This is a genomic window from Rhodopseudomonas sp. BR0G17, from assembly GCF_010907025.1.
In the GTDB taxonomy this organism is placed as follows: Bacteria; Pseudomonadota; Alphaproteobacteria; order Rhizobiales; family Xanthobacteraceae; genus Rhodopseudomonas; species Rhodopseudomonas palustris_H.
On the sequence record NZ_QUML01000016.1, the window covers coordinates 1 to 26,170 of the forward strand.

The following is a 26,170-nucleotide window of genomic DNA, read 5'->3' on the forward strand; positions in this document are numbered from 1 at the left end:
TGAGCGTCTCGTGGGCTCGGAGATGTGTCTAAGAGACAGATCCCAGGTCGCGGCCGGCCGTCGTCACCGCCTCGGTGATGGTCGCAACGCTGTCCGGATCGACCGCATTGTATTCTTCGAGCAGGGCCGCCGCCGGGAACATGAAGTTGCCGCTGTTCCACAGATAGCCCGCCGCGACATAGCCCTCGGCGGTGGCGAGGTCCGGCTTCTCGACGAACTTGGCGACGTTGCGGACCTTACCGACGATCGCGTCGCCGGGAGAAATGTAGCCGTACTCGGTCGCGGGACGCTCCGGCTTCACCCCGAAGGTCACAATCCGGCCCTCGGCAACGCCGGCCAGACCATCGCGGCAGGCGGCGATGAAAGCATCCTTGTCGCGCACCACGTGATCGGCGGCGAGCGCCAGCACGATCGCGCCCGGCTCACGCTGCTCGGCGAACACTGCGCCCGCCACGATCGCGGGACCGGAGTCCCGCCGCGCCGGCTCGAGCAGGACGTCGGCCTCGATCCCGATCTCCGCGAGCTGGTCGCGCACCATGAAGCGGTAGGCAGTGTTGGTGATGATGATCGGCCGGCCGAACAGCGCCGGGTCCGACACCCGCAGCAGCGTCTCCTGGAACGTCGAGCGCGGCCCAAACAGCGGCAGAAACTGCTTCGGCCGCACCTCACGCGAGGCCGGCCATAGCCGCGTCCCAGCGCCGCCGCACATGATCAAGGGGACACACCGAGGATCGTTCGCAGACTTCCCGACAGCGTTCATCGAAGACACCCAACTCTGATTACGATCTCTTTGTGGTTGCAACGAATTGTCGAGTCAACACGCCTCCCCTGGGATGACCGAACACATCCACCTCGCGGCCCCACCGCCGCAGGTCCAGGAACGCCACAAGCCTCTATCCCGGATCTATTGGAGAGATCGCATCACGCTCAACCCGAAGATGCGGCCTCGCACAGATCGAAAGACTCAGCCCATGGCGTAACTCTCATCGTCTCTGTCAGGCGCGACGCGGCGTGGCGATCTCGGTCTCCGCCGGCGCGTGCGAGCCGGGACCGACGTCACGCATACCGCCGCCGTTGTAAACCACCACCACCCGCTCGGCCTCCTCGGGCGGGCTGGCGGGAACGGCTTCCTCCACCAAGGGCTCGCGCTCCACCGCGGCCAATGGCGCAGGCGAAACCTCATCGGCCAGCTGTGCCTCGGTCTTGTCGTTGATGTCTGCGGGCGCCGGGATCGTCGCAACGATCGCCTGGTCGTTGGTGGGCGCCGGATACTCTTCCTTGGCTTTCCGTACCGGCAGTCCCCATCGCCGTCGTGCCGTCGGATTCGATGGCGCGCGGACCGTCTCGGGCGGCTCGAACCTTGGGAATATCGGGGTCACCCGGTCGTCGGCATGAGCTGGCTCGATCGGCGCGACAGGCTCGGGGATTTTCCGATCGTGCTCCGGCTCGTCCTCAGCCAGCTTCCACGTCATCGACCGTGCGGCGACCCGCGCAGACTTAAGCTGCGACTGGACGTTGATCGCGTACATGCTCGGCGGCGAGAAGAAGATCTTGGTGACCACCGGCACGATTTCGAGAAACACGACGAACAGCCGGATCATCCACGAGAACAGCGTGATCGCCTGGCCTTCCTGCGGATCGCTCTTCAAGGCTTGATAGGCGGTCAGCCGCACCAGCGGATCGTTACTGTCCTTCCTCTGCTGGACGAACGAGCCCTCCAGCGTGCGCTCGCGATAACGCTGAACCTTGGCTTCGCGCTGGCTTTCCAGCAGCTGCAGGTTGGCGCGCGCGGTGTCGACCTGCTTCTGGATCGCTACGCGTTTTGCGGCGAAGTCCTGCTTCTGATCGTCGCGTTGCGCGATGTCCGCCGCCAGCCGCGCTGCCGCATCGTTCTTCACGCGCTCGCGCCGCGCGACGATGTCGGACAGCTCCGCCTGCCGCGACTGCAGCAGCGTCTCGGCAGCTTCCTTCTGCTTCTTGGCAAGCTCGTAGCGCCGTCCGGCGCCGGCCCGTCCGCTATTGGTCGGGCGCAGCTTCTCTCCGAACTGCTCCGCGCTCATATCGAGAGACTGATCCCTGATCGTCGCTTCCAGCTCCCTCACCTCACCGCGGACGGTGGCTTCGCGTTCAGCCAGCGCCTTCAATTCGCGGTCGGCCTCGGGGTCCGCAGCGGCTGGACTATCGGAGGGAAGCGGCGCCTGCGCCAGCAGCTCCCGCTGATGCTGCTCGATGGCGGTCAGTTGAGCGCGACTTTCCGCGATCTCCCGATCCAGCCCCGACGCATATTTGTCGATCTGCTCGTAGATCGGACGATTGCCCGCGACCCGATCCCGATCGATCTTCTGGGAGATGGCGTCGGAGAATAGCGCCAGCTCGAGAAACAGAGCGATGACCCAGGCCAGTCCGAGCGAGATGGCGAGACGCGCCGTGATGCGGACGAACTGCCAAACCGAACGCCTCAACCCCTCCCCGACCTTTTTCGACTGATCGTCGTCCAACCAGAACGCGCCTTGCACGAACCAGTCCGACTGGAACAGCGCGCGGTCGAACATCATCACGGTGAGCGCGATCACGACCGCAATGGAGGATCGAAGCGCGGTCGAGCCGACGATATAGCCGAGGGCGTAGTACGAGACGCCGAACACCACCAGGAACGACAGGCAGAGCGAGAAGCCGATCTGCATCGCCCAAATTCGGTCGGTTGGCGGACAGCGGGCGATCAGCTCCCGGTCGACGCCGGCAATGAAATAAAGCAATCGTTGGAGCATGGCTCACCCCTCTATGAACCAGATGCGGGCTGTTCACCGCCCACGCCCAGAGTGAGGATCGAACACCTTTTGGAGGCGGCCGGCAACAAACTGATTAGTCAACGGTTAACTGAGCCGGGAAAAAGCTGGTAAAAGAGCACGTCGCTCGCAGGCTGAGCGGTATGATCAGTTATTTCGACGAGGCACGTTGACATATATGTCAACGTGCCGATGGCCCGACTAATTGTTCGGCACAGGTACACGCGACCTCGACTCGCTCGACACTCTCCACGCGACGAACCAGTCGCGATGACATGACCGGCATTCCGTGGGTCGGGTGGCGAAGACGAAGAGCCTATCGGGGAACGGCCGTTTGCCGGCGGTCGGCGTCGAGCACGAAAAATAGCCCCCAGTACGTATCGTTCAGGTCCGGCCGCAGCGGCACCCGGCTTGCCCGCTCGTGGACCGGCCATTTCGCAACAAACCGATATCCAATGGCTTCCATGCCCGCGATCGTACCTGCCAGGCTGTGGAGCTTGCAGGCGTGCACATAGCCGTCGCCCACCTGCGTCGTCACGATCGGATCCGCCTGAGAGAACGGCGTCCGGTTCACGACCGCCAGCCGCGGCAATTGGGGAAGCCGGCCGAGGATCACCGCCAGTTCGTCTTCGAAATAATGCAGCGCCCCGGAGACGATAAACAGATCGACCCCGGAGGCATCTTCCATCCGGCGCGAAAACCCGATCCGCGGTTCGTTGCGCGATTTGGCGAACTGCAGCACGATCTCTTCCTTGTCGGGAAGATCGTGCACCATCCAGCGCAGCGTCGCAGGCAGCCGCAATTCGCGGTCGTAGGGGTAGAACAGATTCCCGATCCCGCCGCCGAGATCGAACACGGTCGACAGGCTCGGCGCGTAGCCGGACAGATAGAACAGAACCGGATAGTCGCTCTCTCGGGTGACGTCGGCGAACTGCTTGAGCTGGCTCACCACATCGGAGTGCTCGTGCCCGGCCGGAATGAACCTCCGGATATAATGGGTCGCTGTCTCGATGTCCGGAAACGGTTGATAGACGCACAGCAGTGCCCTCAACCAGCGTTCGATTCCGGGGCGGCTCGCCGCGGTGCGGATGAGCTGCGGGCCATAGGGCAGTTTCGCGAGCGCCCGCAGGCCGATCACCGTCGACGAGCCGATCGCGACACGTAATTTGGTGAGCCCCGGGACCATGCCGCCTTTCCAAGCAAGCGCCAGATCAACTGTCTATCAGAATGTGGGGCAATCTCCGAACTGATACCGACCTCGGCCCTCGCTCACATACGGCGGCAGGTCATCCGCCATCTCTCCAGATCGGGCGCGCTCGTGATCGATTTCATCGGAAACGAGGTGCGACGGTCAACGCCATCGTCGCGATTGCCGTGCCACGCCCGCCGCAGATCGACGCATCGGCCGAGAACTACGGCCCGGTCGACGCGCTCCTCGGATCGTTCAGGCAGACCTCGGCAAGCCGAAGGACGGACCAAACGCCTACCTCAGCCACCGATTTGTTGAGCCGTTTGTCTGCCGTCTGACGGCGATCATGCGGGGACTTAATCCATGATGAAGTGCTGAGATTCTTAGCCAATCCCGAAGGTATTTATTAACGTTATGCCTTCTCCAATGTGGATCACGGCGCGCGCGCCCTGCCCTCGCCGGAGTTAACCTCGCACAATGATCTCGACGCCCAGCGAGCGCTCCGGGAATTTGAAAATCGGTAGGGCAATGACCGGCAAACGCTCGCTGTGAATGAGGCGCAGAAAGCACTCACACAACCATCGGCTGCAGTCTATCTTGAGCTGTCGCTGGTGCTGTTGGAGGATGCGCGTCGATCGACGGGGCGCTGGACGAAAGCGTGAATTGCAAAATTCGGCCACGAGGTGACCGAAATTGCAGGGGAATCTGGTCGGACTGCCGGCGGGGACTCCGGCAGCTCTGTGGACGCCGGCGGTAATCTGGCGGGCGCTACGGAGCAACAGAGTCTGATCGTAAGGGGAGCGCGCGGGGACACGTGACGATCGAGGATCTGCTGCGGCAAGGGGCGATACGACGGATCGAGGTGGATCTCGGAGCGGGCGCGCAGCCGGCTCGGCTGCTGTATGGCACCCCGAATTTCATCGAATGGCTGGAGAACTTGTTGGGGGGCGCGGAGCCTGAGCAGAGGCTCGGCGAAGCGACACCCGCCGAACAAGTCGATGCGCTGTTCTACGCCTATATTTCCGGACGACCGCTGGTTTATGTCCGTCAATTCAGGATGATACGCGTCGAGCAAAGTGCCGTGTGGGAGTTGAAGACCCCCGACGTGCGCATCTTCGGATGGTTCTTGCGCAAGGACTGTTTCGTGGCAGTTTTCGGCGATTGGACCGATCACGTAAAAGATCACAATTTATATAAAGGTTACCGTACATCAGTCCGCCGAATTCGACGAGAATTGGGTATAGGTGCTACCCTGTGTGTCACAGGGAGTTCACCCGATGACGTCATTTCAATGTGAAGATGGCGGCTATTCAACAGTCACTACGCGCTTTGCTACCTCAATAAGCGTTGCTGTTTCCGGGGCCTCGCCGGCGCGCGAACACCTAATAGCCGTGCCGGCCGGGCAGTTAGCTGGCCCGTTCGACGGGGCGGTCTCGTCGCTATCCGATCCCGTAAAGTGCGCAGCACGGAAATTAATTCTGTCGGGCCCGGATCGGTGTCGAACCGCCGTGATGGATGTCCGTTGGGACCGATCCGACACTGAAACCGATCGATCTTTCGATCGGAATGTTCGGACGACACGGGCTAGAATGCTCGATCCGGCCCTGCGCGCCGACTGAGACAACAGACTCAGCAGGCCTTTTGGCCCACATGCTTTTCTGACACCCTTTTATTGAAGCGAGCTCAAATGGAACGATATGGTTATTGCATCTTCTGCGACGACATTCGGACCGAGGCCGGCGGAAAACTCAGCTTTATCGGGTGCTACAACTCGGCGATGTTCGTGACCAACGAGTTTCCGCTGTCGCTGCCCAAGCTGTGTGTGCACTTCAACGTCTTCTCGCCCGCGGACCAGCCGTACAAATCTCTGCGGGTCCGATGCTATCTGCCGGGCGAAGACAGGCCGATCGCTGAGGAGACCATTGAAGTGCCTGCGCTGCAGGACCAGATCAATCTTCTCACCAGCCTGCCGAAAGATCAGCCGATGATGCCCTACATCGTGGTGGCGGCAAGCCTGATTTTTTCACCGTGCGAAATCAAATCGCCGGGCATGATCCACGTGCGCGCCGTCATCAACGACAGTCCCACCGAACTACATCTCGGATCGCTCGCCGTCTCGTCGCAAGCAGCGCCTCAGGTCGCCCTCGAGCACGGACCAACCGCCATCAACTGAGAACTCCCGTCGATCGCCGCTGCCGCGATCGACGACTTTGCCGAGGTCGAGCCAGCCGCGAGCAAGACTCCGGCGCAGACTTAAGCCGCAACCGGTCGCATTGACGGATTCCCTCCCCGTTCGCACCGGACTTCGCTGACGAAGATCCGACCACAGATCGCGCATCTCGCGCTCAGTCCTCAATTCCAGAGCTGCTCTGTCTCTCGCTGAATCGTGGCGACGCCTCGAAAGTGCTTCCCAACAGGCAGCGCCTGTCTCAAGCGTTAGAGCGCTTCATCGATTGATTGAAGCGGATTTGGCCTTTGCCAAGCGTCCGAAGTCCTCATCCTGAGGAGCCCGGCAAAGCCGGGCGTCTCGAAGGATGAGGAGCCACATCGCCTGCGGCGCATGGTTCGAGACGGCGCTTCGCGCCTCCTCACCATGAGGCTCTACAAGCTGCGGCCGCTAGGAAGTTCGGTCCTGATTCTGACAAAAGCAGAGATGCTCTAGAGCTCACTTTGAAAGTCGCGCGGTTGGGTGGCGATCGAGATGGGCCCGCTCGGACGTCCGAGGACCTCACCGCGGACCACGAGACCGGCCTTGTCGTTGTAATGATCAGAAAACAACGCGCCACGATCTGCGGCACGGTCGACAATGCGAGAGACCAAACACGCGTCTGCGGCACAGCGGCCGCTCACCATCCAATGCTTCCGCGAAGATCAAATGATCTGACCTAACGACCGCAACATGATCGGATTGTCGCGCGCTCGGGCCGCTCAGGAGATCCTGACAACGACCGCCGTGTCCGGGAAAGCCATGACAGCCCTACTCCGCGGCGCCCGAGAAACTCTGGTAATTGGAGTTGCGCGCGCGCTGGTCCGGGATGCAGTCGTTTTTCACCGAGCGGATATTAACGACCTTGATCTGTCCATAGCTGAGCGTCGAGGTCGTCACCGGCTCGTTCTGTCCGGGATGCCGTTCGGGCTGGCGGAGCTCGAACGACAGCTCCATATCCATGGCCCAAGCCAGATCAGCGAGGCTGCGTAAGGTGAGATTGCTTTCACCGGAGAGCTGGCGATTGATCACGGAACGATTGACGCCGAGGCGTTTGGCGAGTGCCTGTTGGGTCAGGCCGTCCCTCTTCTTTTCTGAAAGCACCTTGAGCAATTCGTCGCGTACGCGGGCAATAAATCGACCTGCCTTCTGCGCGCGACCGCCGATATCAAAATGATAAGACGACACTGCGGAACCTCCTACCCAGCCGCGATCCTCAATACAACGTAGCGCCGTCCTATCACTTGCAAGTAGTGTTTATTGTGCACCAAAGCGGACAGGTTGACAGCCCTTTTTTGTTGGCTTGCTGAATGAATACAGGCGGAGTGTTGCCGAATATCCATCCCACCAAGCAGCGGGCCCCTGGGCCCTAAGATTTAGTATGTTTTGGCCGCACAACGGTTCAACGGAACAAGATACCGGACCGGTCTATTAAGGAATTCGCGCGCCCCAAAGGCCACTTCCTGAGCGAAACCTGCAGAATCTTGACGATGGCAGATGCGGCCACGGTACTCGGCCGCCTGGAGAAAAGACGGCGGGACCAAGGTCCCGCCGTCCGAAGGCATCTTAGTGCTGCGAGGTGAACGCAACGTTGTGCGAGCCGAACTGCGCCGTCACCGAGGTGTTGGTCACGGTCGCGCTGTTCTGGGCGGTCACGGCGTAGTTGCCGGTACCGACCTGGATCGTCGCCTGGGTGTTCATGCTCAGAGCGCCGATCATCGGCTGCAGGCCGGTGCTCTGGGCGGCGACCGCGGTATTGCTGTTGCCGAACTGGGCGACGAGCGAACCGTTGAGACCGGCGTTGAGCGGATTGGCGACCTGGTTGGTGAAGGCGCGGTTCTTCGAGCCCGCCTGGATGGTCGCCGCGGCGTTGAGGGTGCCGGACACCGGGGCGTTCTTCTGCAGGGTGACGGCGTTGTTGCGGTCGCCGAGCTGGATGGTCGCCTGGCCGTTCAGGCCGTTCTGCTGGCTGACGAGCGCGCCGTTCTTGTCGCCGAACTGCGCGACGAGCGAGTCGTTGGACGTCTTGGCGATGTTGACGCCGTCTTGCAGGGTGAGCGCGGCGTTCTTCTTGCCCACCTGGACGGTCGCGGCGTTGTTGTTAACGCCGTTGAGCGCGACCGCCTGCGGAAGATTGACCTGCCCTGTGACTGTTCCATCAACAGACTTGAGGAGATTTGGGGTGTCAGTCGCCGGAACGTTAATCCACTTGTGCAGGAAGTTGCTGTAGTAGGAAGAAGCGTCGGTGTGAATGTTGGCGGCGCCAACGGTCGTCTGGAAGCTCGTGCCATAGCTGAGGGGCGCGCGGGCGCCCTGCGAATTCTGAAGGGTCAGAGCAGAGTTGCCCTTACCCACCTGCAAGGTCGTTGCAGCATTGGTTCCGCCGAAAACAACTGGGGCAACGTACGGGACAGAATACGGTCCGTAGTTGGTGGTGCCCGGCTGATGGAGACCGCCGAGATCCCAGTACGCCTTAGTGGTCGTGAGCGAGCCCGAGACCGAGCCGTCGTTCGCCGCGAAGCTCGGCGAGCCCTTGGTGCTCTGCAGAGTGATCGCCTTGTTGCCGATGCCGACCTGCGTGGTCAGAGCCGAGTTGGTGGCACCCTGGGCGTTGGCGTTCTGGCCGGTCGCCGACAGGTTGCCGTAACCGAACTGCAGCGTGCCCTGATCGTTGCCGCCGCCGGCCTGACCGGCGAACGACCGGTTGAAGTTGCCGAACTGCAGGGTGGACGACTCGTTGGTGCGGCCGGCAGCGCCGGTCTGGCTGGTGGCGGCGAAGTTGCCGACGCCCACGCTCAGAGTGTTCTGGTTGTTGTTGCCGCCGGTCTGGCCGACCAGCGCGCTGTTGAAGGCGCCGAGCTGGGTGGTCGAGGAGGTGTTCTTGTTGTTGCCGGCGTTATCCTGCGAGGTCGCCGCGAAGTTGCTGCCGCCGACCTGCAGCGTGGTCTGCTTGTTGTTGCCGTCCTTCTGATTCACGATCGAGCCGTTGAACGCGCCGAACTGCGCGGTCGTCGAATCGTTCGGAGTAGCGGCGCTCTGCCGGCCCTTCTGCGAGGTGACGGCAAAGTTGCGCACACCGCCCTGCACGGTGCCCTGCTTGTTGTTGCCACCGGTCTGCAGCGCGACGGCGCCGTTCTGCGCGCCCATCTGCAGCACGCCCGACTCGTTGGTCTTCGACGAAGCTGCGCTCTGCGCGGTCAGCGCCGAGTTGCCGCGGCCGACCTGAACGGTGCCCTGCTTGTTGTTACCACCGGTCTGACCGGCGATCGCGTGGTTGGTCGATCCAGCCTGCAGGATGAACGACTCATTGCTCGCGGCGGAAGCCAGCGACGTCGTGGCCAACAGGACGGCCAACGTTGTCAGCATACGCATGTTTTTATTCCCTGTTATCCGAAGCGGGGTCGACGACCATCGCCGCCCTCAAAATCGATTTAACTCCAACTTAACTATTCGGACAACCGTAAACCGGTTGTTTACTTTAACTGTCAACCTAACCGCGAAGCGGCTCGCCAACTAACAGCCAGCTAACACGTCGGTTTTTGAGGATTCGAGACACTAACTGTCGGTTCGCGGCAGAGGCGTTGACATACAGGTCAACATGGCGCGGAACCGCCGTCTCGGCGGCGTTGACTCATATGTCAACACGGCCGGAATTCCGGCAAAAGCAGTGCAAAAAACACCGAAAAATCGTGACTTTTTTGATTCCCTGGCCGACATAGCCAACCGGCCGATGACAAATTAATTCAACTCGCAGTCCACTCTTGTGGAGGCAATTAAACCTCGTTTAACTATCCAAACCTCGGCGATGAGCGGCGCTGACCGAATGATTTCGCCGCAAAGAACCCGAAGTGGACGACGATCACTTTCCAATTCCGCATCACGCAAGGCGGTTAGTTCAAACTCGTTCACACAGATCCAGAGTCGTCATTTCGATGTTTGTCGCGTCACGAAATTTCAGTCGCCTCGCCCGATGCAGTGCGGGCCTGCTGCTGATTTCGACTTGGTCGTCCGCCGCCAACGCAAGCAAGACGACGGGACTCGACTGCGAGATCAGGAATACGCCGGACCGCAATCTTCTACGGATCGACGCAGTGCTTCACGCGCAGCGCGCCGCGGCGGGCGAGTATCAACTGAACGTCTTCAAACAATCGACAAGCGGCGTGAGTCAAAACGCCCAGAGCGGAACTTTCGAACTCACCGGCCCTACGGACCAGGTGCTGACCAGCGTCATCATCGATCAGTCACCAGAAGCGAAAATTCGGGCCGAACTAACGATAAGATCCAATCAAGGGAGCGTATCATGTGTTTCACCATGAAATCGCGGTTCTCCTCGATGGCGGCCGCGCTGGCCGTCGCAGCCGTGGGCCTTGGACACGCGACGATCGCACACGCGGAAACAGCCTATATTTCACAGGCTACCGGCAACGGTGGTACGCCCGTGATCGGATTAGCGCCCTCTTCGCTCAGCAACGGCACCGCTGCAAATTTCGCTAACGGTAATCGACAAAAGATGTCCCTGCCGGAGATGGCTACGCCGAAAATAACTGGCGGAAATTACGCGAGCACCTTGCAAATCGGCTCGTATAACTCGGTTTTCCAGGCCCAAAGCGGCTTTGGTAACGTCTCCAACGTCGGCATCATCGGCGGACACAACAATGCAGTCGGCGTGTTGCAGGCTGGCAACAACCTTCAATCCAATCTTGTGTTACTTGGTACGTCAGGAACGTCGGTCGGCGTCCTGCAGGGAAATGGTGCAGCGCCGCTGAACCTCCTCGTCGGACGATTACCGAACGGCGCATTGGTGATCGGAGGCCTGCCGATCAGACGTTGAGAAAAATTGTTTGTAGCTTATAGGAGGGTAGGATGAAGTCGAAGTTTCTGCTAGCCGCTGCCGCGTTGGCGATTCTCACAGCGCCCAGCTTCGCGACCGAACAGATCTATCGGCCCGTCAGCCCGACCTTCAACGGCAATCCGCTCAACGGCAACTTCCTTCTCAGCACCGCCCAGGCTCAGGGCATGGGCACAAAGTCCGGCAGCAATAACACGCCCGACCTCTCCGGCTTGAGCTCGGCGCTCAGCAATGTCGGCAGCGGTTCGTCCGTGATCGTGATCGGCGGTACGCCGACCACAGCTTCGACCAGCCCGTAACCGAGCATCAACATTGCTTGGTCAGTATTAAGTTAGTTAAACGGGGGGCGGCGGCGATGGATAGCAGAGCCGGATCATTGGCGTGTGTCTTGCTGGCTGTTTCCTTGGGTGGATGCGCTATCACCGGGACTGATAAGGACCCGGTGACTCCGCAGGCAACGATGGTGGCGTCGACCAAAACCGGCGTCGTGCTGGAGCAGCTTCCTCCTCCGACCAAGAAGCTCGACGTCGCCGTTTACAACTTCCCGGACCTCACCGGTCAGAACAAGTCGAACGACAACTTCGCGGAGTTCTCCCGCGCCGTCACCCAAGGCGGCAGCTCGATTCTCACCGACGTGTTGCTGACCGCCGGCGGCGGGCAGTGGTTCGACGTTGCGGAACGCGCCGACCTGCAGCCGCTGCTGCAGGAACGCCAAATCATTCAGAACACGCGGTCAGCGCTGCAGGGCGACAAGGCTCAGAGCCTGCCGCCACTGCGATTCGCCGGCGTTCTGCTCGAAGGCGGCATTGTCGGATATGACACCAACGAGACCACCGGCGGCATCGGCGCGAACTACCTCGGTCTCGGTGGCAACATGCAGTATCGGCAGGACATCGTCACGGTGTCGCTGCGCGCGGTGAGCGTCCAGACAGGCCGCGTTCTCGCCGCCGTCACGACGACCAAGATCATTTACTCCGTCAACGTCAGCGGTACCGGCTTCAAGTATGTGGCGATCGATAGCTTGCTGCAGGCCGATGTCGGCTTCACCAAGAACTCGCCGACGACCTTGGCGGTGCGTGAAGGCATCCAGCTCGCCGTCTACTCGCTGATCTTCGATGGCGTGAAGAAGGATCTCTGGAACTTCAAGGATCCGGCTGCCGGCACCGCCTTCATGCGCGAGCTCGAGCTGCAACGGAAGGCGGCTGTTCCGGTCGCTCCGGCCGGCATGTGATCCGGAACTGATATTTCGCAGTCCCGGCGGCGGCCGCTTCTCTCAGAAATCGCCCGAGCGCGATGAAGCTCGCCATGCGCAGATCTGACGTGTCGATCGGCTGAAAGCATCGGCGCGGTGCGGGCCGAGAGCATTCGTCCCGACGCTATTCGCCCGTGCGCCCCTGCCGTTTTGGGCAGCGACGACCTCCGCAGCAACGCTCAGCAGGCGGCGACGGTGCTCGCCGAGACGATCTCAGCGTGTCGGCGGTCTGGCTTGCTGGGTGGCGCTGTAGCAGGCTTGCGACGACGCATTGCTCGGATCGCAGGACACCTGACCATTGCTGCCGGCCGGAACGGGCGATCCACCACTCAGTTCGGGCGAGCCCTTCTTTTTCGGCGCGTCGGGCTTCAGGCCGCCGGGAGCGGTTTTCGGAGCAACCAACCCGCTCTCCGGTGAGAGCTTGGGGGCTTCTCCGGCGCGGGCCGCAAGCGGAGGAAGCATGCCATGCGGCTGCTGGACATAGACCTCGTTGGCGACCCGGAAGGTCCCGGCCCGATCGGCCGAGGACGACTTGACCGCGCCGCTTTCCCAAACGAGACCACCGACGCTCATCGCCGCCAATAGCATTGCCGGGTATGACATCTGCTGCACCCTCGCGATGGGAGATCGTCCGCCCCCCGGACGATTCTCTCGGTCCCCGTCCTTAGCACCGCCAGCCGCAAATGGCGAAGGCTTCGGCGGCGGTACACACCCGGCCGGACCGCATACCGTCTCGGCTACCGGCGCTGACTGACGATGGCGCTGTTCTGCGAGCCCTGTTGGATGATGTACGAGGCGTTCCCCCCGCCCACCTGCGCCAGAAGCGCCGAGTTCAGAGTACCAGTCTGAGCGATCATCGACACGTTCGCCGTGCCGGGATCAGGCATCTTGGCAGCCGCCTTCATCAAGCGCGCGGCGCTTTCGATCGTCACTGGGACTGCCGTGGTGCGTGCTGATGCGGTCGGGGCCTGCTGCGTCTTGCCGCCCGTGGGCTGGCTCACATAGGCCTCGCTGGCCCAAGCCGGCTGGTAGGCGGCGATGAGAACGGTGGCGACTGATAGTATCCGGATGGTCCGCATCGGTGCTCCCCCTCGATCCACTCAGTATCGGACGCGGTTCCTTTCGAAATCGTAAGAGGCCGGCCCGCCGGCCTCGGCCTGCAGGGCGACTCAGCTCTCGATGTCGCATGATGCCATCAAGCCATGCCGGCGCTCATGACGCAGCAGCACAGATCGGGCCCAGATTTCACCTGGCGAAGATCAGGCGAAGATTAGCCAGCCGATACCGGCCCACAGTCCAGAGCTGATGAAGATTGCGGCCACCCAGGGCCAAGGAGACGAATACTGGAGCTCGGCCAGCGGGCCCGATGGCGGGCCGGCATCGTCGTCCGTACGTCCGAAGGCCGATTCGGGAACTTCGGAGAATGAAATTCCAGAGCTCTTCATTGCCCCCTCCGCCCAATATCGTGACAATGAGCGTCAAAGGTTAACGTGAGCTTGCAAATCGACGACGACTATCGGCCCCTTCGCGTCAGAAAAGCACAGATTGGACGGGATTTGCCGCCTGGCTAAGCCCCGACCGCCGGTAAGCAGGCCTCCAGCGGCTATGAGTTACCGCACCCCCACTCCACGGTCTGGAGGAGCTTAAGGCCTAGCGGGTGGCGGCCGCACGTGCCCGGAGGGTCCGCTCGAATCGGAATCTGCGGACGCGGGGGCGAGCCGGCAGCGCCACGCCGGCAACAGCGGCCGCCCTGGCATCCGAGCTCAGATCAATCAGCGCGAGCCGGCGACTCATCGGGCTGCGCACCGAAACGGTCCAACTGCCTCTGTCATCCAGCGGCACCTGGAACAGCTTGGGGTCGAGCAGAAAGCCCGTTCCCACCGCCTTCGCCACGGCTTCCTTACGGGTCCATCCACGCAGAAAGAGGTCATTGCGGAGGGATCTTTCCAAGCGATGCAGGCAAGCGGCCTCGTGCTGCTCGAAGATGGTATCGATCATTTCGGAATATTCCGCGGCGACGTCGCGATCCTCGACGTCGACTCCGACGTTCCCAGCCTTGGAGATCGCGATCAGCCCGGTCCGCCGGCTGTGCGAGAGGTTGAAGTCGATTTCGGCGGCGCGGCCCGCAACGAACGGCCGGCCGTGGGCTCCCACAACGATCGGAACGGCCTCCGCAGCCATGCCGAGCAGCTCGGAAAGCCGGAGCCGCAGTGCACTGTGGATCACACCGTAGCGGTAACGGTCGTCGGCATGGATGAACGCATCAGCCGCAGCGGTCTCGCGCGGATCCAGGAGTTGCCAATCCACCTCCCCGGCTTCGTCGAAGCTGATCTCCCAGATCTCAACCGGTTCGCTCATCGTGCGGTGCCTGATCTAGTTGGCCGAACTGGCGCCCGGCCGCGGCTCGCTCGGGATGAGGCTTTCGATCTCCGTCACCGATCTGACCTCTGCAAAAGTGATCCTGGGCGGGCTTCCACGCTGGATCAGGTGCCCGACAAGAAACTGCACCAGGAGCGTATCGATGATCGCATGCATCCGCTCGGGCGCAATACGTCTGGGGGCCCACGGCCGCCAATCGCGCCAGCGACCTTCGGCATAGAGCTGATCGGAGAAGTCCGCGTGCTTCGCGCCGTCGACCATGAACACGTCCGAACCTGACGAGCGCGCCAGCGTCAGCAGGCAGCCGAAATCCTCCCATCCGATCTTGGTCTCGTAGTTCGGCCGATGCGACCATGTCCGTTCGGCAGATGGCAGCGACGCGTACACCGCCAGAAACGGTCGCTTCAGGCCCGCGGCTGCAGGGGTGTGGATCACCCAGCCGTCGAGATCGACGCCGGCCGCCAATTGCCGATCCAGCGCGAGCGCCCTCGCCGCGACGGCCCCGCCGAACGAATAGCCGACCACCGCAACCCGTGAGAAATCGACTCCCTCAAGCATCGTTGACGCTTGTCCGGTGCGGAGCGCAGCCAAGACCCGCTGCAGCTTGTCATATCCCAGCCGGGTTCTACGCTCACTGGTGGTCGGGAAGCTTGCGTAGTCTTGCGCGGTTTGCATGCTGAACGGCGCCAACCGAACCGTCTCATCGGCAGCGTCCGTCGCGGGATCTGGCCGGTCATGGCTGATGTCGTCCATGGCGACGACGATGAAGCCCGCGCTGGCGATCGTGGAGAGCAACACATCGTTCTCGGATCGGCGCCCTCCCCACGAGGCGACGTAAACCACCAGCGGCAGCCCCCGATCAGAAGCGCCCGCCTTCACCGCAGGACGCGGCACCGGATCGTTCGGCCTCCAGATGCGGACAGCAATCCCGGTGTCACGGGTGGAATCCGTCAAGACGACTTCTCCGACACGCGCCTGATCGGTTGGCCTGACGTGCTTCGAGGTGCGACGTTCGGCCCATAGCGAGGCTCCGACTAGCGCTGCCGCTATCAACCCTACCAGAGCGATGAGAAGCACGACGGCACCGCGGCGCATCGTTCAGCCGAGCCCCCGCCGGGAGCCTCCGGCAGGCACGTCGTGATCGTTGCTTGCCGACGACATCGGTCCTCAGCCCACGGAGCGCTTCGCGGACCAGCGGCCCTCCCGCCGATCGATCATCCAGCTCATGTATTCGGCGATGGTCGCGACCGCGGGTTCACGGGTCATGTCATCATGACCACCAGGAACGTCGAAGATCCGGAGCTGTCCGTTCACGACCTTGTCCCATCCCAGGCCACGCACGAATAGCCGTCCGACGCGTGATTTCGCACTTCTGAACAGAACGACTTCACCATCATACGGCTTCCAAGGATACAAGGCCCTGGCGTCGAGCAGATAGTCCATCAGGCCGTGATTGAGGAAATCCTCGTTGGTGGCCCTCGGACGTGGCGCATCGCTCCCGCGGCCGATCAAGCGAACCAATGGATTGTTCCGGATGATCGAGTACTGCGACATCGCAGCCGCAATACTCATGTCCCCGGACCTGACCTTCCGAATCCGCGCGATCAGATCAGGGATGATACGGTCGGTTAGTTGGACTCGCCTCAGGAAACGGTCGAACCGGCTCATCGATTCTACATAGCCGGGCGCGACCGTATCGAGCAGAAAGATCACCGACACTTCGCCATTGAGGCTCTTCAGTTGCTGAGCAACTTCGAGCGCGACGTTGCCCATCAGGCAGAGGCTGATCAAATAGTACGGGCCGACGGGATCGTGTCCCCGGATCTGCCGAACCGCGTCGGCCGCGATCCTGCAAATGCTGTCCTGATCGAGCGGCGGCAACTCGGCGTCGTCAGCCCATTGCAAGTCGATGAAGGGACGCCCCGCCGCCACCCGCTCTACCAGAGGATAGTACAAGGACCGATTACTCAACGCGAAGATCGGCGGCAGCTTGCCGTCGGATTGTAGCACGCACGGCTGAAAATAGGGGCGCGTAGGACGGCGGTTCGGCACCCTGCGTTCGAGCGAGAGCGCGAGAGGCGCAACGACATCACCGGCAGGCTGATCGCCCTTCAAAGCGGGCGCAACGCTCTTCAGGTCGCTCCCGGCCGGAGCGACCTGAGCCTCCATCTCCTCCGACCACGCTTTCAGCAGCGCATCCGCAGCGGCGGCGACGTGATGGTCGGTATTGTACTCGCAGGAGATCCGCCACCCCTCCTGCCGCTCCACCAAGAAGAAACTGAATTCGTAGAGGCAGCCCGTCGTCGCCGACGGCAGCGACACCAGTTCGAAGTCGCCATGCCGGATCACGCCGGCCTGGCCGGTCTCGACATTGCCGGCGGCAAAGTTGATGGCGTAGCCGAGCGGCAGATCTTTCCGATCCGACAGTTCGATGCCGGCGGCCATCTCGGCGAAAGGCAGCGCCTTGTTCGCCAGTGCCTGCGAGACCTCGTCCCTGATGCGGCGCGCGTGCGTGAGCGGATCGCTGCCCGCCTCGATCCCGAGCCTCAGGACCACAGTGTTGACCACGGGGCCGACCAGATCGAACAGCAACGGATCATCACGGTTGGCAACCTGCGTTCCGATGACGATCTCGTCGGCCTCCAGCTTGCGGCCCAGCGCCCGCGTCAGGGCCGCACAAGTCAGCCCATACATCGTGAAGCCTTCCTGCTGCGCGAGCGATTGCAGCGCATCCGTCAACAGCCTCGGAAGAACACGGCTCCTAATTTCGCCCTTGCGGCCGGCATCGAGCACGGGCTGCCTGGTCGGTTTGATGTCCAAAGGTGACAGCCCCGACAGCTTGCCACGCCAGTATTGCCGCTCCTCGGTCAGGCCGTCGCTCGCCAGTAACGCCGAGTGCCACTGCGCGTAGTCCACGTACTGAAGGTTCAACTCGCGGCAGTCTGGCCTTTGACCGCGCTCCAGTGCATCGACCACCTGGGCAAATTCGTGCGCGATCAGTCCGACCGACCAGAGATCTGCAATGGCGTGATGGATCGTTAGCAGCAGGATCGCTTCGTTCGGCGAGCGCCGCAGCACGGTCGTTCGCCAGGGCGGCGCGACCACAGGATCGAACGCCGCCCTCGCCTCCAATGACGCAAGCCGCTCCGCCTCCGCCTGGTAGCGCTCGCTCGATAGCTGCGACAGATCGATCAGCGATAGTTTCGGCGACGTGTCGACGACAATCTGTGAGTAGCCGTCGGCCGAGCGTTCAAATCTCGTCCGGAGCGCCTCGTGTCGATCGGCGAGAAAGTCCAGCGCCTTCTGGAGCGTCTGGTCGCGCACCGCTCCCTTCATCTGCCAGCGCATCGCGATATTGGCCAGCGAAGAGCTTGGATTGCGTCTCTGCAGTTCGAGAAACCGCTCTTGAATGCTGGTGCAGCGGACCGGCTCAATTCCCGGCTCTTGTCCGACTGCTGAGGGGACCTGCGCCTTCATGTTGTCCTCACGCGGCTCGAGGAACGCCGAAACTCGGCGAGCGACGGCGTCTTCTTGTCAGACGACTGCGCTTTTGCCCCGACGGAAGCCCGCCGCGCCAGATCGCTCATGCTCGGGTTGGTCATCAGATCTTGTGCCCGGATCGGCAGCTTCGCTTCGGAAAACCGCGCAGCCATCCGGAAGACGTGCAGACTGGTCGCACCGAGCGCGAAAACCCGGTCGTCCGGCTTGATCCCGGTTCGATTCAACGACGCCTCGACGATCGAGATCACCTTGGTCAGAACCTCCGGTGCCGGCTCGTCGCGCGCCTCCGCCTTGTCGATGAAACTGACGACGATCGACGGACTGATGATCGCCGCCGATAGCGCCTTCCGATCCAGTTTGCCGTTTGCGGTCTTGGGCAATTCGGTAACCGCGACAAAGCGGTTGGGAACCATGTAGTGAGGCAGGCTGAGCTGCGCCGTCTGCTGCAGGCTGTCGATGCTCACCGTCATGCCCGGCTTCGCCACGAAGGCAGCCACCAGCGCGGCGTCGGCAGTGCCGGCATTCTCGACCATGACCGCGGCGTCTAAGATCTCTGGACAGGTGCGCAGCACGGACTCGATCTCTTCCAACTCGATGCGGAAGCCACGGATCTTCACCTGCTGATCGCGTCTGCCGAGCAGTTGAATGCTGCCGTCCGCCAAGCGCGTTGCCAAATCGCCGGTTCGATACAGACGCACCGTTTCGCCATCCTGCAACGACATCACGGGAAACGCTGCGGCTGTCAGATCGGGCCGGTTGACGTAGCCCTTTGCAAGACCAAGTCCGCCAATACACAACTCCCCAGGGGTGCCGACCGGCGCCTGCGTTCCGTCATCGGACAGGATGTAGAGATCAGTATGAGCCACTGGCTCGCCGATGACGATCGGCCGGCTGGCATCGACAATCCGTCCGCAGGCCGACCAAATCGTGGTCTCCGTCGGCCCATACATGTTCCACAGTTCGAAGCCTGCGGCGATCAGCTTCTCGGCAACATCGCGCGGCAGCGCCTCCCCGCCACTCAACGCGCGAAGCGGGCGCGATGGCTGCAAACCAGCTTCTAGAAGTACGCGCCAAAGCGTCGGTGTGGCCTGAACGATCGTTGCAGCGCTGGTTTCAATCAGCCGAACGACGCTCTCGGGCTCGAGCAACCTGTCCTTGCTGCAGATCACCGTCCGTCCGCCGCAATACAGCGGCAGAAGAAGCTCGAGAACCGCGATGTCGAACGACACCGTGGTCACGGCGACGATCCGATCATCGGCACCGAAGCCAGGTCGGACCGCCATCGAACCGAGGAAGTTGGCGAGTGCGCGGTGAGTGATCTCCACGCCCTTGGGCGTTCCGGTCGAGCCAGACGTGAAAATCACATAAGCGGTCGAGTCCAGCACTTCCTGCGAGGGTTCGCGGCGAGCGGACGAGGCAGCGTCGATCTGTGCGGCATCTCGCACGATATCGATGACCGGCACCCCCATTTCGGCCGCAACCGGACAGTCCCCTCCTAACGTGATGAACGCCGCAACCTCGGCCGCTTCAGCCATCTGCCGAATCCGAGCTACGGGAAGTGAGGGATCGACCGGGACGTAGGCGAGACCCGCTTTCGCGACCGCGACCAAGGCGACCGGCAGATCAAGGCCCCGTTGAACCACGACCGCGACGCGGCCCCCGTTGGCCAGATTCAACGCTCTCAACAGCCCCGCAATACGATTGCTCCTCGATTCCAGATCGCGATAGCGCAGAACTTCCGTCTCGTACTCCACCGCAACCGCGTCAGGCGTACGGTCGCAGTTCCGCTCGATCATCTCCACCAGAGGAATATCGAAACGCGAGGCTTGCAGTGCGTGGGTCTGTCCGCTTGCAGCCCCAGGAACGGTTGGCTTCTGCAGCTTCAGGTCCTGCAGGATGATCTGGGGCTGCTCGAGCGCTTGTCCCAAGATCCTGCGGAGCTGATCGAGCCATCCCGACACCGTCGTCCGATCCAGAAGATCGGTCGCGAAATCGACCTCGATCGTGATGTCGTCCTCCGTTTCGATCATGTTGATGAAGATGTCGAAATTGACGAAGGCCTTTGGATTGGTGTCGACGCGCGTGTCGGCGCCGCGGAATGTCAGCCGAGAGCCGACCCGTTCAAGATTGAACTGAATGTCCGACAGCGGCGTCCGGTTGATGCTACGGGGAATGTCCAGATCACGGACCAACGATCCCAACGTGTAGTCCTGGTGATCGAAGATATCGTTCAGCTTCTCGTCGACGTGCTTCAGATGCTCACAGAAAGAGACGGCGGACCGAGCGGTGACCGGCACCGGCAGGAAGTTCACGCAGTGCCCGACCAGATCCTGCCGATCCAGCAATGCCTGGCCGCCCATCGGGACGGTCAACACAACGCTCTCGTTGTCGCAAAGCCGCGCGAACAGAGTCTGCACCGAGGCAAACAGCACCGTGAACAGGGTTACGCCCTGGCGTTTGGCCAGCTCTCTGGCCCCGCCGCAGAGGTCCTGCCCCAACCGCTCGCGCAGGGATGCACCGAGGAAGCTCTTGACCTCCGGGCGTGGGCGATCGAGCGGAAGCTCCGAGGCGACCGGCACATCCGCGAACTGCTTTCGCCAGAACTCAACCGTCGACGCAGACGGCCGCGGACGCTCCGCAGCATGTTCGGCGAAACTCGCGGCAGGCACCAGCGACGGCGTTCTTCCCTCCCGATAAGCATTGTAGATCTCGGCCAAGTCACCGAGCAGGACGTTCATCGACCAGCCGTCACAGATGATGTGATGCGCGGTGAAGACCAGCACGTGGATGCCAGACCCCACACACAGAACGCTGGCACGAACCAACGGCCCCTTGAAAAGGTCAAATGGCGTTCTTGCATCCTTGGCCAGCCACTGCGCCAGTTCGGCATCGGCGTTGGCCTCGTCGAGCTTGATGACCGGCACCTTGGGCACGAAATCCGGACTGATCTCGAGCATGCCGGTGAAGTCAACGACACGACTACGAAGTGCCTCGTGACGCCGGACGACTTCTTCGACCGCTTTGATCAACGCACTCTCGACGATGGGCCCATCGAAGCGAATGCTGACCGACTCGTTGAACGCCATTGAGGCTGCATCGCCCATTTGCGCCGCGAGGAGCACCTCCATCTGAGGCTCGGTCAGGGGTACCGTTTTGAGTCTTTGCGGCTGCGCTTGAGCTTGACCATCACCACTACGGCCCGCCTTCCTGGTGGCACTCTTGGCTTCTCCCGTGATCAGCCCGGCGTCCGCGAAGGCCCCTATCGCTCGTTCGAACGCGCCGTCGATCGCCTGGCACTGAACGGCCTCGTGTGCGGTCGTGAGAAAACACGGGAAACCTTCGTGGACGTGAATCCCCTGTAGGCGAAGCTCGGCAAACAATAGGCCGGCGAACCGTCCCAAAGGCGCACCATCGACAAAGAACCAGCTCGCACATGTCTCGGCCCGCGTCGGCAGTCCGTAGTTATCGAGGTGCGAATTGATCCGATCGACAAGCTGCCCCGTGCGCTGCGCCAAGGGCGCATAGATCTCGGCCTTGTTCCGTTCGATGTGCTCAAGCACGGCGCGTGCGGCGGCAAGCACCATCGGATGCCGGACGAAGGTTCCGGCGAAGAATGTCGGAGCGACCTCGGGCTCGCTCTCGTCCCCGTATTGCCAGAAGCCACCGTCCAGCGCGTCCATGAAATCCGCGCGGCCTGCGACCACGCCGATCGGCATTCCTCCGCCCAGTACTTTGCCATAGGTCGCCAGGTCAGCCTTGATACCGAACACTTTTTGCATGCCACCGGGGTCGACCCGGAAGCCGGTCACCACCTCGTCGAACACCAGCGCCGTCCCGCTCTTTGAGGTCAGCTCTCGGAGCGACGCCACAAAATCTCGCGGCTGCAAAGCAGGATGCCGGCTCTGAATCGGCTCGACGATAACGGCGGCGAGATCGTCGGCCATTTGACTGACAAGCTCGAGGCTGGCTGGATGGCCGTACGGCAGAACGATCATCTGTCCGACGTTTTCAGCCGGGATGCCGGACGCGATCGGAAGTGCACCGGGAACGCTGCCTGCGCGGCACGACTTGATCAGTACCTCATCGAACTGACCGTGATAGGCGCCACTGAACACAACGACCTTCTGTCGTCCGGTCACAGCGCGCGCCACCCGGATGGCGGCCATGACAGCTTCGGAACCGGTGTTGCAGAAGGCGACCCGCTCATTGCCGGTCATGGCGCTAATTCGCGACGCCACTTCCCCGGCCAGTTCGGTCTGCGGTCCAATCGCGAATCCGTCTTCCAACTGTGCGTGCAACGCGGCGGCGACGAAGGGCGGGACATGGCCAAACATCGTCTGGCCGTAGCCATTCACCAGATCAATGTACTCGTTGCCGTCGACATCCCAGATCGACGCTCCCTTCGACCGCTTGCAAACGATCGGGTAAACCATCTCCTTCCACTGCGCATTGAAGCCGCTCGCGGTCCGGGGATCGGCAAGAACTCTGCGCGACGCCTGAGCGCGTGACTTCGATCCAGGCGTGCGGTCGTTATAGCGCCGGACAAGGTTCTCGATGTAGGAGCGCTGCTCCGGTGCGAGTGTGAGATCGCCATCGCCCGCGCCGGGACGATACATCTTGAACCGACCGCCCCCTTCCTCACCCGTGTCGGGCATCACAAGGGTACTCTCAGCCGCGCTCCCTGCGCTGCTATCGGCCGGCGCCGCCGCTACAGGCAACTCGGCAGCGACACCCTGTTCTTTGCCGACCGCCGCAAGCTGAGCAGCAAAAATCCGCTCCATCGAGTGCAGTTGCTCGCGAAGCAATGCCTCGACCCCCGTGGCGCCCGCCATCACCGGCGCCGGCGGGTCTTTCGACAACACAGCCTCTGCCGGCCGCTCGACCATCGCCGCCTGGGGCTTCACGGCTGCTCGCTCGGCCTGGGGCAGTTTGTCGGCAGGTGCCGAGGTCTTCAACATCGCAGCCAGGGCGTCCAGCGAGTTGAGATCTCGCATCAACTGCCGGAACGTGATCTTCACCCCAAACGACTTGTTGACGCGCTGCGCAACCTGACCGAGCAGCAAGGAATCGAACCCAAGTGAAATGAACGAGGTCGCCGCGTCCTGATCCGACAGAGGTCGTCCCGAGACATCTGACAGAATAGCCGCAAGCGCCTTGATCAGCGCCTTCGAGACCTCGTCACCCGACATCTTACTCTCCATCGAAACGCTACCTAGAACTTCCCGATCGCTACTCACCTCCTGCGGAGGCACGGTCGGAGGGAACGCGTCTCCTCGGGCCGATGCGACTGGCATGATCATCTCAAGGCCGGCCGAAGCAGGACGCGCGATCCAATGGCGCGTGCGCTCGAACGGATAGCTTGGCAATCGCAGGCGTGCGGCACCCGCGGCTGGACGAACATCGGATTTCAGCCTCGCGCCGTGTGCCCACAGATCTCCGAGCGCTTGAGCGAAGGTGAGCTCTTCATCGTTTCGCTCCGCATAGTCCGGCGCGGTCGTGACGATCGCCCGGACCTTCGGAGCGGACGATGAGGCCCCTGCAAATGTCGCCAGCGTTCGGCCGGGGCCGACCTCCACCAGCAGACAATCCACCCGCTCGGATGTCGTATCGATCAGCGTGGTAAGCGCGGCGCGGAAGCTGACAGGCTCGCGGCATTGACGGGCCCAATAGGCCGGTGACGTGGCCTCCGCCGCGGTCATCCAAGTTCCAGTGACGGTCGAGATCAGCCGACGCTTCGGTGGCCGGAGCGGAATCCCGGCCGCAACCTTCTCGAGCTCGACTGCCACCGGATCCATCATTGCTGAATGGAAGGCGTGCGACGTGTGGAGACGTCGATGGGGGATCTCCGCCCTCTCCAACCGGCGCTCGAGTTCTTCCACAGCTTCAAAAGGACCGCTGGCGACACTGAGACGGGGCGAATTGTCGGACGCAATCTCGACCCCGACTGGCAGGTGCGCCGACAGCTCGCTTGCCGCCAACCGCACGCTGAGCATGGCGCCGGGTGCCTGGGCCTGCATGATCCGTCCGCGATGCACCACAAGCTTGAGCGCATCCTGATACGACATCACGCCCGCCAGCGCCGCCGCGACCAACTCGCCGAGGCTGTGGCCGATCATCGCTTTCGGCTCGATGCCGAACCGGAGCAGACGCTGTGCCAGAGCATATTCGATGAGGAAGAGCGCCGGCTGCGCCAACGTCGTCGATCGGATCGCATGATCGTCGACGTCACGATCGTCGAACAGCACGGCGAGGATATCGACGCCAAGATGTTCCTTGACGATTGCGGCCCCAAGCTCGACGTCGGCGCGGAATTCGCGATCGGACTCGAAGAGCCAACGCCCCATCCCCGGGTACTGAGCGCCCTGGCCGGGAAACATGAACACCGCGCCGGGGTGTAGCGATGCCGGTCGGGGGTCGGAGCGGACTTCCCGCAACGACTGAACCGCTCCCTCCACGGAATTGACCGCGACCGCCCAGCGCCGATCGAACGTTCGCCGTCCCGCGGCAAGAGTATGGGCGAGTTCGCTCAAGCCAATGCGCTCGCCACGCTGCACTGCCGCCTCGAGATGATCGGCCAGCCGGAGCCGCATCGCTTCCAATGCAGTAGGGGACCGGGCCGACAGCCGGAGAACCACCGCATTCTCGACCGGCAACGAGCTCTCGGCTGCAGTCGGTGGTGACTCCTCCAGGCACAGATGCACATTGGTGCCTCCGACCCCGAAGGCGCTGACGCCGGCGCGGCGCGGCGCATCTTCCCGAGGCCAGTCCTGCAACTCCGTCGCCACCCGGAAGCCCCGCTTCGCAAGGTCCAGGTGTGGGTTCGGCTCGGAGAAATTTGCCTGAGGCGGCACAATGCCGTGGTGAAGCATCAAGGCGGTTTTGATCAGCCCTGTCACGCCCGCCGCGGCATCCAGGTGACCGACATTCGCCTTCACCGATCCCAGGGTGCAGTTGCGGTCTTCGATCGCACCGGTAGAAGCTTCAGCGAACGCTTGCGACAGCCCCTCGATCTCGATCGGATCACCCAGCGGCGTGCCGGTGCCGTGACACTCGACGTAACCAATCGATTCCGCGTCGAATCCGGCCATCGCGAGCGCGGCCGCGATGCACTCTGCCTGCCCGCCGACGCTGGGAGCCGTGAAGCCGACCTTGGCTGCGCCATCATTGTTGATGCCGTAACCTCTGATCACCGCGTAGATCGCGTCGCGATCAGCGACGGCATCTGCCAACCGTTTGATTGCCACCACGCCCGCGCCGGAGCCGAACACAGTCCCGGCCGCATCGACATCGAACGGCCGGCAGGAGCCATCGCGGGAGGCAATTCCGCCGTCCTGATAGATGTACCCGCGTTTCTGGGGGAACGTGACGGAGACGCCACCGGCCAATGCCATGTCGCATTGCAGAGCCGCGAGACTTTCGCACGCTTGCGCGACGGCAAGAAGCGAGGTCGAACAGGCACTCTGGACTGAAACTGCCGGTCCTTTGAGATTGAGCTTGTAGGCGACCCGCGTCGCAACGAAGTCATTGAGCGTGCCGAGGAGCTCCGAATACGAACCTACCTGAAACTGCGACGTGAACCGCTCGAGGGCGGTCCGATCGGGGCAGACGTGCCGCAAGAAATAGGTGTTCAGCGAGGCGCCGGCGAAGACGCCAACCGCCCCCTGATAACGCTCCGGGTCATACCCCGCATCGTCCAACGCCTCGGAGCAGATCTCGAGGAAAATCCGCTGCTGCGGATCTGTCAAATCCGCTTCGCGCGGCGACATACCAAAGTATTCGCTGTCGAACAGATCGACGTCATCCAGAATAGGCTTGGCCGCGACAAAGTCGGGATCGGCGCGCTCCTGGTCCGCGAAGGAATCTTCCAGCTCTTCAGGCGAGAAACGCGAAACGCTCGTGCGCCCCGCTTTAATGTTCTGCCAAAACTTCTGAACGTCGGGTGCGCCTGGAAAGCGACCAGAAAGTCCCACTATCGCGAAGCCGATCTCATTGCTGTCCGACATCTCGC

At 62.3% G+C, this 26,170-nt stretch carries 16 protein-coding genes and 1 pseudogene; 6 read left to right on the top strand and 11 right to left on the bottom strand.

Annotated elements, in window-relative coordinates:
- Nucleotides 1-31 precede the first annotated feature (31 nt).
- From DY467_RS13980 to DY467_RS13990, 3 genes and pseudogenes are all read right to left on the bottom strand, one after another.
- Nucleotides 32-760 (bottom strand): annotated as a pseudogene (locus DY467_RS13980) (mannose-1-phosphate guanylyltransferase); the annotation flags it as partial.
- 235 nt (nucleotides 761-995) lie between these two features.
- Entirely contained in the window at nucleotides 996-2,768 is a 1,773-nt protein-coding gene (locus DY467_RS13985; RefSeq protein WP_164636804.1) for a DUF4407 domain-containing protein, read from the bottom strand.
- Between the two features lie 334 nt (nucleotides 2,769-3,102).
- The gene (locus DY467_RS13990) at nucleotides 3,103-3,972 is read right to left on the bottom strand and encodes a TIGR04325 family methyltransferase (RefSeq protein WP_164636807.1); all 870 of its coding nucleotides are present in this window, start codon (nucleotides 3,970-3,972) and stop codon (nucleotides 3,103-3,105) included.
- 817 nt (nucleotides 3,973-4,789) lie between these two features.
- Here DY467_RS13990 and DY467_RS13995 point away from each other — a divergent pair.
- Nucleotides 4,790-5,272: a hypothetical protein gene (locus DY467_RS13995; protein WP_107345126.1), complete on the top strand. Its 483-nt coding sequence runs from the start codon at nucleotides 4,790-4,792 to the stop codon at nucleotides 5,270-5,272.
- A 390-nt stretch (nucleotides 5,273-5,662) separates the two neighbouring features.
- Complete coding sequence (locus DY467_RS14000; RefSeq protein ID WP_164636811.1) at nucleotides 5,663-6,148, top strand: DUF6941 family protein; 486 nt, start codon at nucleotides 5,663-5,665, stop codon at nucleotides 6,146-6,148.
- An 804-nt stretch (nucleotides 6,149-6,952) separates the two neighbouring features.
- Here the strand turns inward: DY467_RS14000 and DY467_RS14005 are convergent.
- Together DY467_RS14005 and DY467_RS14010 are read right to left on the bottom strand one after the other, a co-directional pair.
- Nucleotides 6,953-7,369 carry a helix-turn-helix domain-containing protein gene (locus DY467_RS14005; protein ID WP_164571612.1) on the bottom strand — a complete coding sequence of 139 codons (417 nt, stop codon included), beginning with the start codon at nucleotides 7,367-7,369 and terminating at the stop codon, nucleotides 6,953-6,955.
- Nucleotides 7,370-7,747: 378 nt separating this feature from the next.
- Nucleotides 7,748-9,553: a beta strand repeat-containing protein gene (locus tag DY467_RS14010; RefSeq protein WP_164636814.1), complete on the bottom strand. Its 1,806-nt coding sequence runs from the start codon at nucleotides 9,551-9,553 to the stop codon at nucleotides 7,748-7,750.
- Nucleotides 9,554-10,029: 476 nt separating this feature from the next.
- Between DY467_RS14010 and csgH the strand changes: the two genes are divergently transcribed.
- The 4 genes from csgH to DY467_RS14030 are packed head-to-tail and all read left to right on the top strand — an operon-like array spanning nucleotide 10,030 to nucleotide 12,261.
- Nucleotides 10,030-10,497 carry a curli-like amyloid fiber formation chaperone CsgH gene (gene csgH, locus DY467_RS14015; protein WP_349627640.1) on the top strand — a complete coding sequence of 156 codons (468 nt, stop codon included), beginning with the start codon at nucleotides 10,030-10,032 and terminating at the stop codon, nucleotides 10,495-10,497.
- Nucleotides 10,482-11,012, top strand: coding sequence for a hypothetical protein (locus tag DY467_RS14020; RefSeq protein WP_164571614.1), 531 nt, complete (start codon nucleotides 10,482-10,484; stop codon nucleotides 11,010-11,012). The genes csgH and DY467_RS14020 overlap by 16 nt, the downstream gene beginning before the upstream one ends.
- 32 nt (nucleotides 11,013-11,044) lie before the next feature.
- A complete protein-coding gene (locus tag DY467_RS14025; RefSeq protein WP_107345132.1) occupies nucleotides 11,045-11,329 on the top strand; it encodes a curli assembly protein CsgF in 285 nt (94 codons plus the stop codon).
- 56 nt (nucleotides 11,330-11,385) lie between these two features.
- Nucleotides 11,386-12,261 (top strand): CsgG/HfaB family protein, encoded by an 876-nt coding sequence (locus DY467_RS14030; protein ID WP_107345133.1) that lies wholly within the window; start codon nucleotides 11,386-11,388, stop codon nucleotides 12,259-12,261.
- A gap of 234 nt (nucleotides 12,262-12,495) precedes the next feature.
- Here DY467_RS14030 and DY467_RS14035 read toward each other — a convergent pair whose 3' ends face one another.
- The 6 genes from DY467_RS14035 to DY467_RS14060 all read right to left on the bottom strand — a co-directional run bounded on the left by DY467_RS14035 (nucleotide 12,496) and on the right by DY467_RS14060 (nucleotide 26,165).
- Complete coding sequence (locus DY467_RS14035; RefSeq protein WP_164636817.1) at nucleotides 12,496-12,885, bottom strand: hypothetical protein; 390 nt, start codon at nucleotides 12,883-12,885, stop codon at nucleotides 12,496-12,498.
- Nucleotides 12,886-13,019: 134 nt separating this feature from the next.
- Nucleotides 13,020-13,361 (bottom strand): hypothetical protein, encoded by a 342-nt coding sequence (locus DY467_RS14040; protein ID WP_164571719.1) that lies wholly within the window; start codon nucleotides 13,359-13,361, stop codon nucleotides 13,020-13,022.
- 571 nt (nucleotides 13,362-13,932) lie between these two features.
- A complete protein-coding gene (locus tag DY467_RS14045) occupies nucleotides 13,933-14,640 on the bottom strand; it encodes a 4'-phosphopantetheinyl transferase family protein (RefSeq protein WP_164636819.1) in 708 nt (235 codons plus the stop codon).
- Between the two features lie 15 nt (nucleotides 14,641-14,655).
- Nucleotides 14,656-15,615 carry a dienelactone hydrolase family protein gene (locus tag DY467_RS14050; protein ID WP_246701544.1) on the bottom strand — a complete coding sequence of 320 codons (960 nt, stop codon included), beginning with the start codon at nucleotides 15,613-15,615 and terminating at the stop codon, nucleotides 14,656-14,658.
- Nucleotides 15,616-15,828: 213 nt separating this feature from the next.
- Nucleotides 15,829-18,138 (bottom strand): condensation domain-containing protein, encoded by a 2,310-nt coding sequence (locus tag DY467_RS14055; RefSeq protein WP_164636825.1) that lies wholly within the window; start codon nucleotides 18,136-18,138, stop codon nucleotides 15,829-15,831.
- Nucleotides 18,135-26,165 carry a non-ribosomal peptide synthetase/type I polyketide synthase gene (locus DY467_RS14060; protein WP_164636829.1) on the bottom strand — a complete coding sequence of 2,677 codons (8,031 nt, stop codon included), beginning with the start codon at nucleotides 26,163-26,165 and terminating at the stop codon, nucleotides 18,135-18,137. The genes DY467_RS14055 and DY467_RS14060 overlap by 4 nt, the downstream gene beginning before the upstream one ends.
- Nucleotides 26,166-26,170 lie beyond the last annotated feature (5 nt).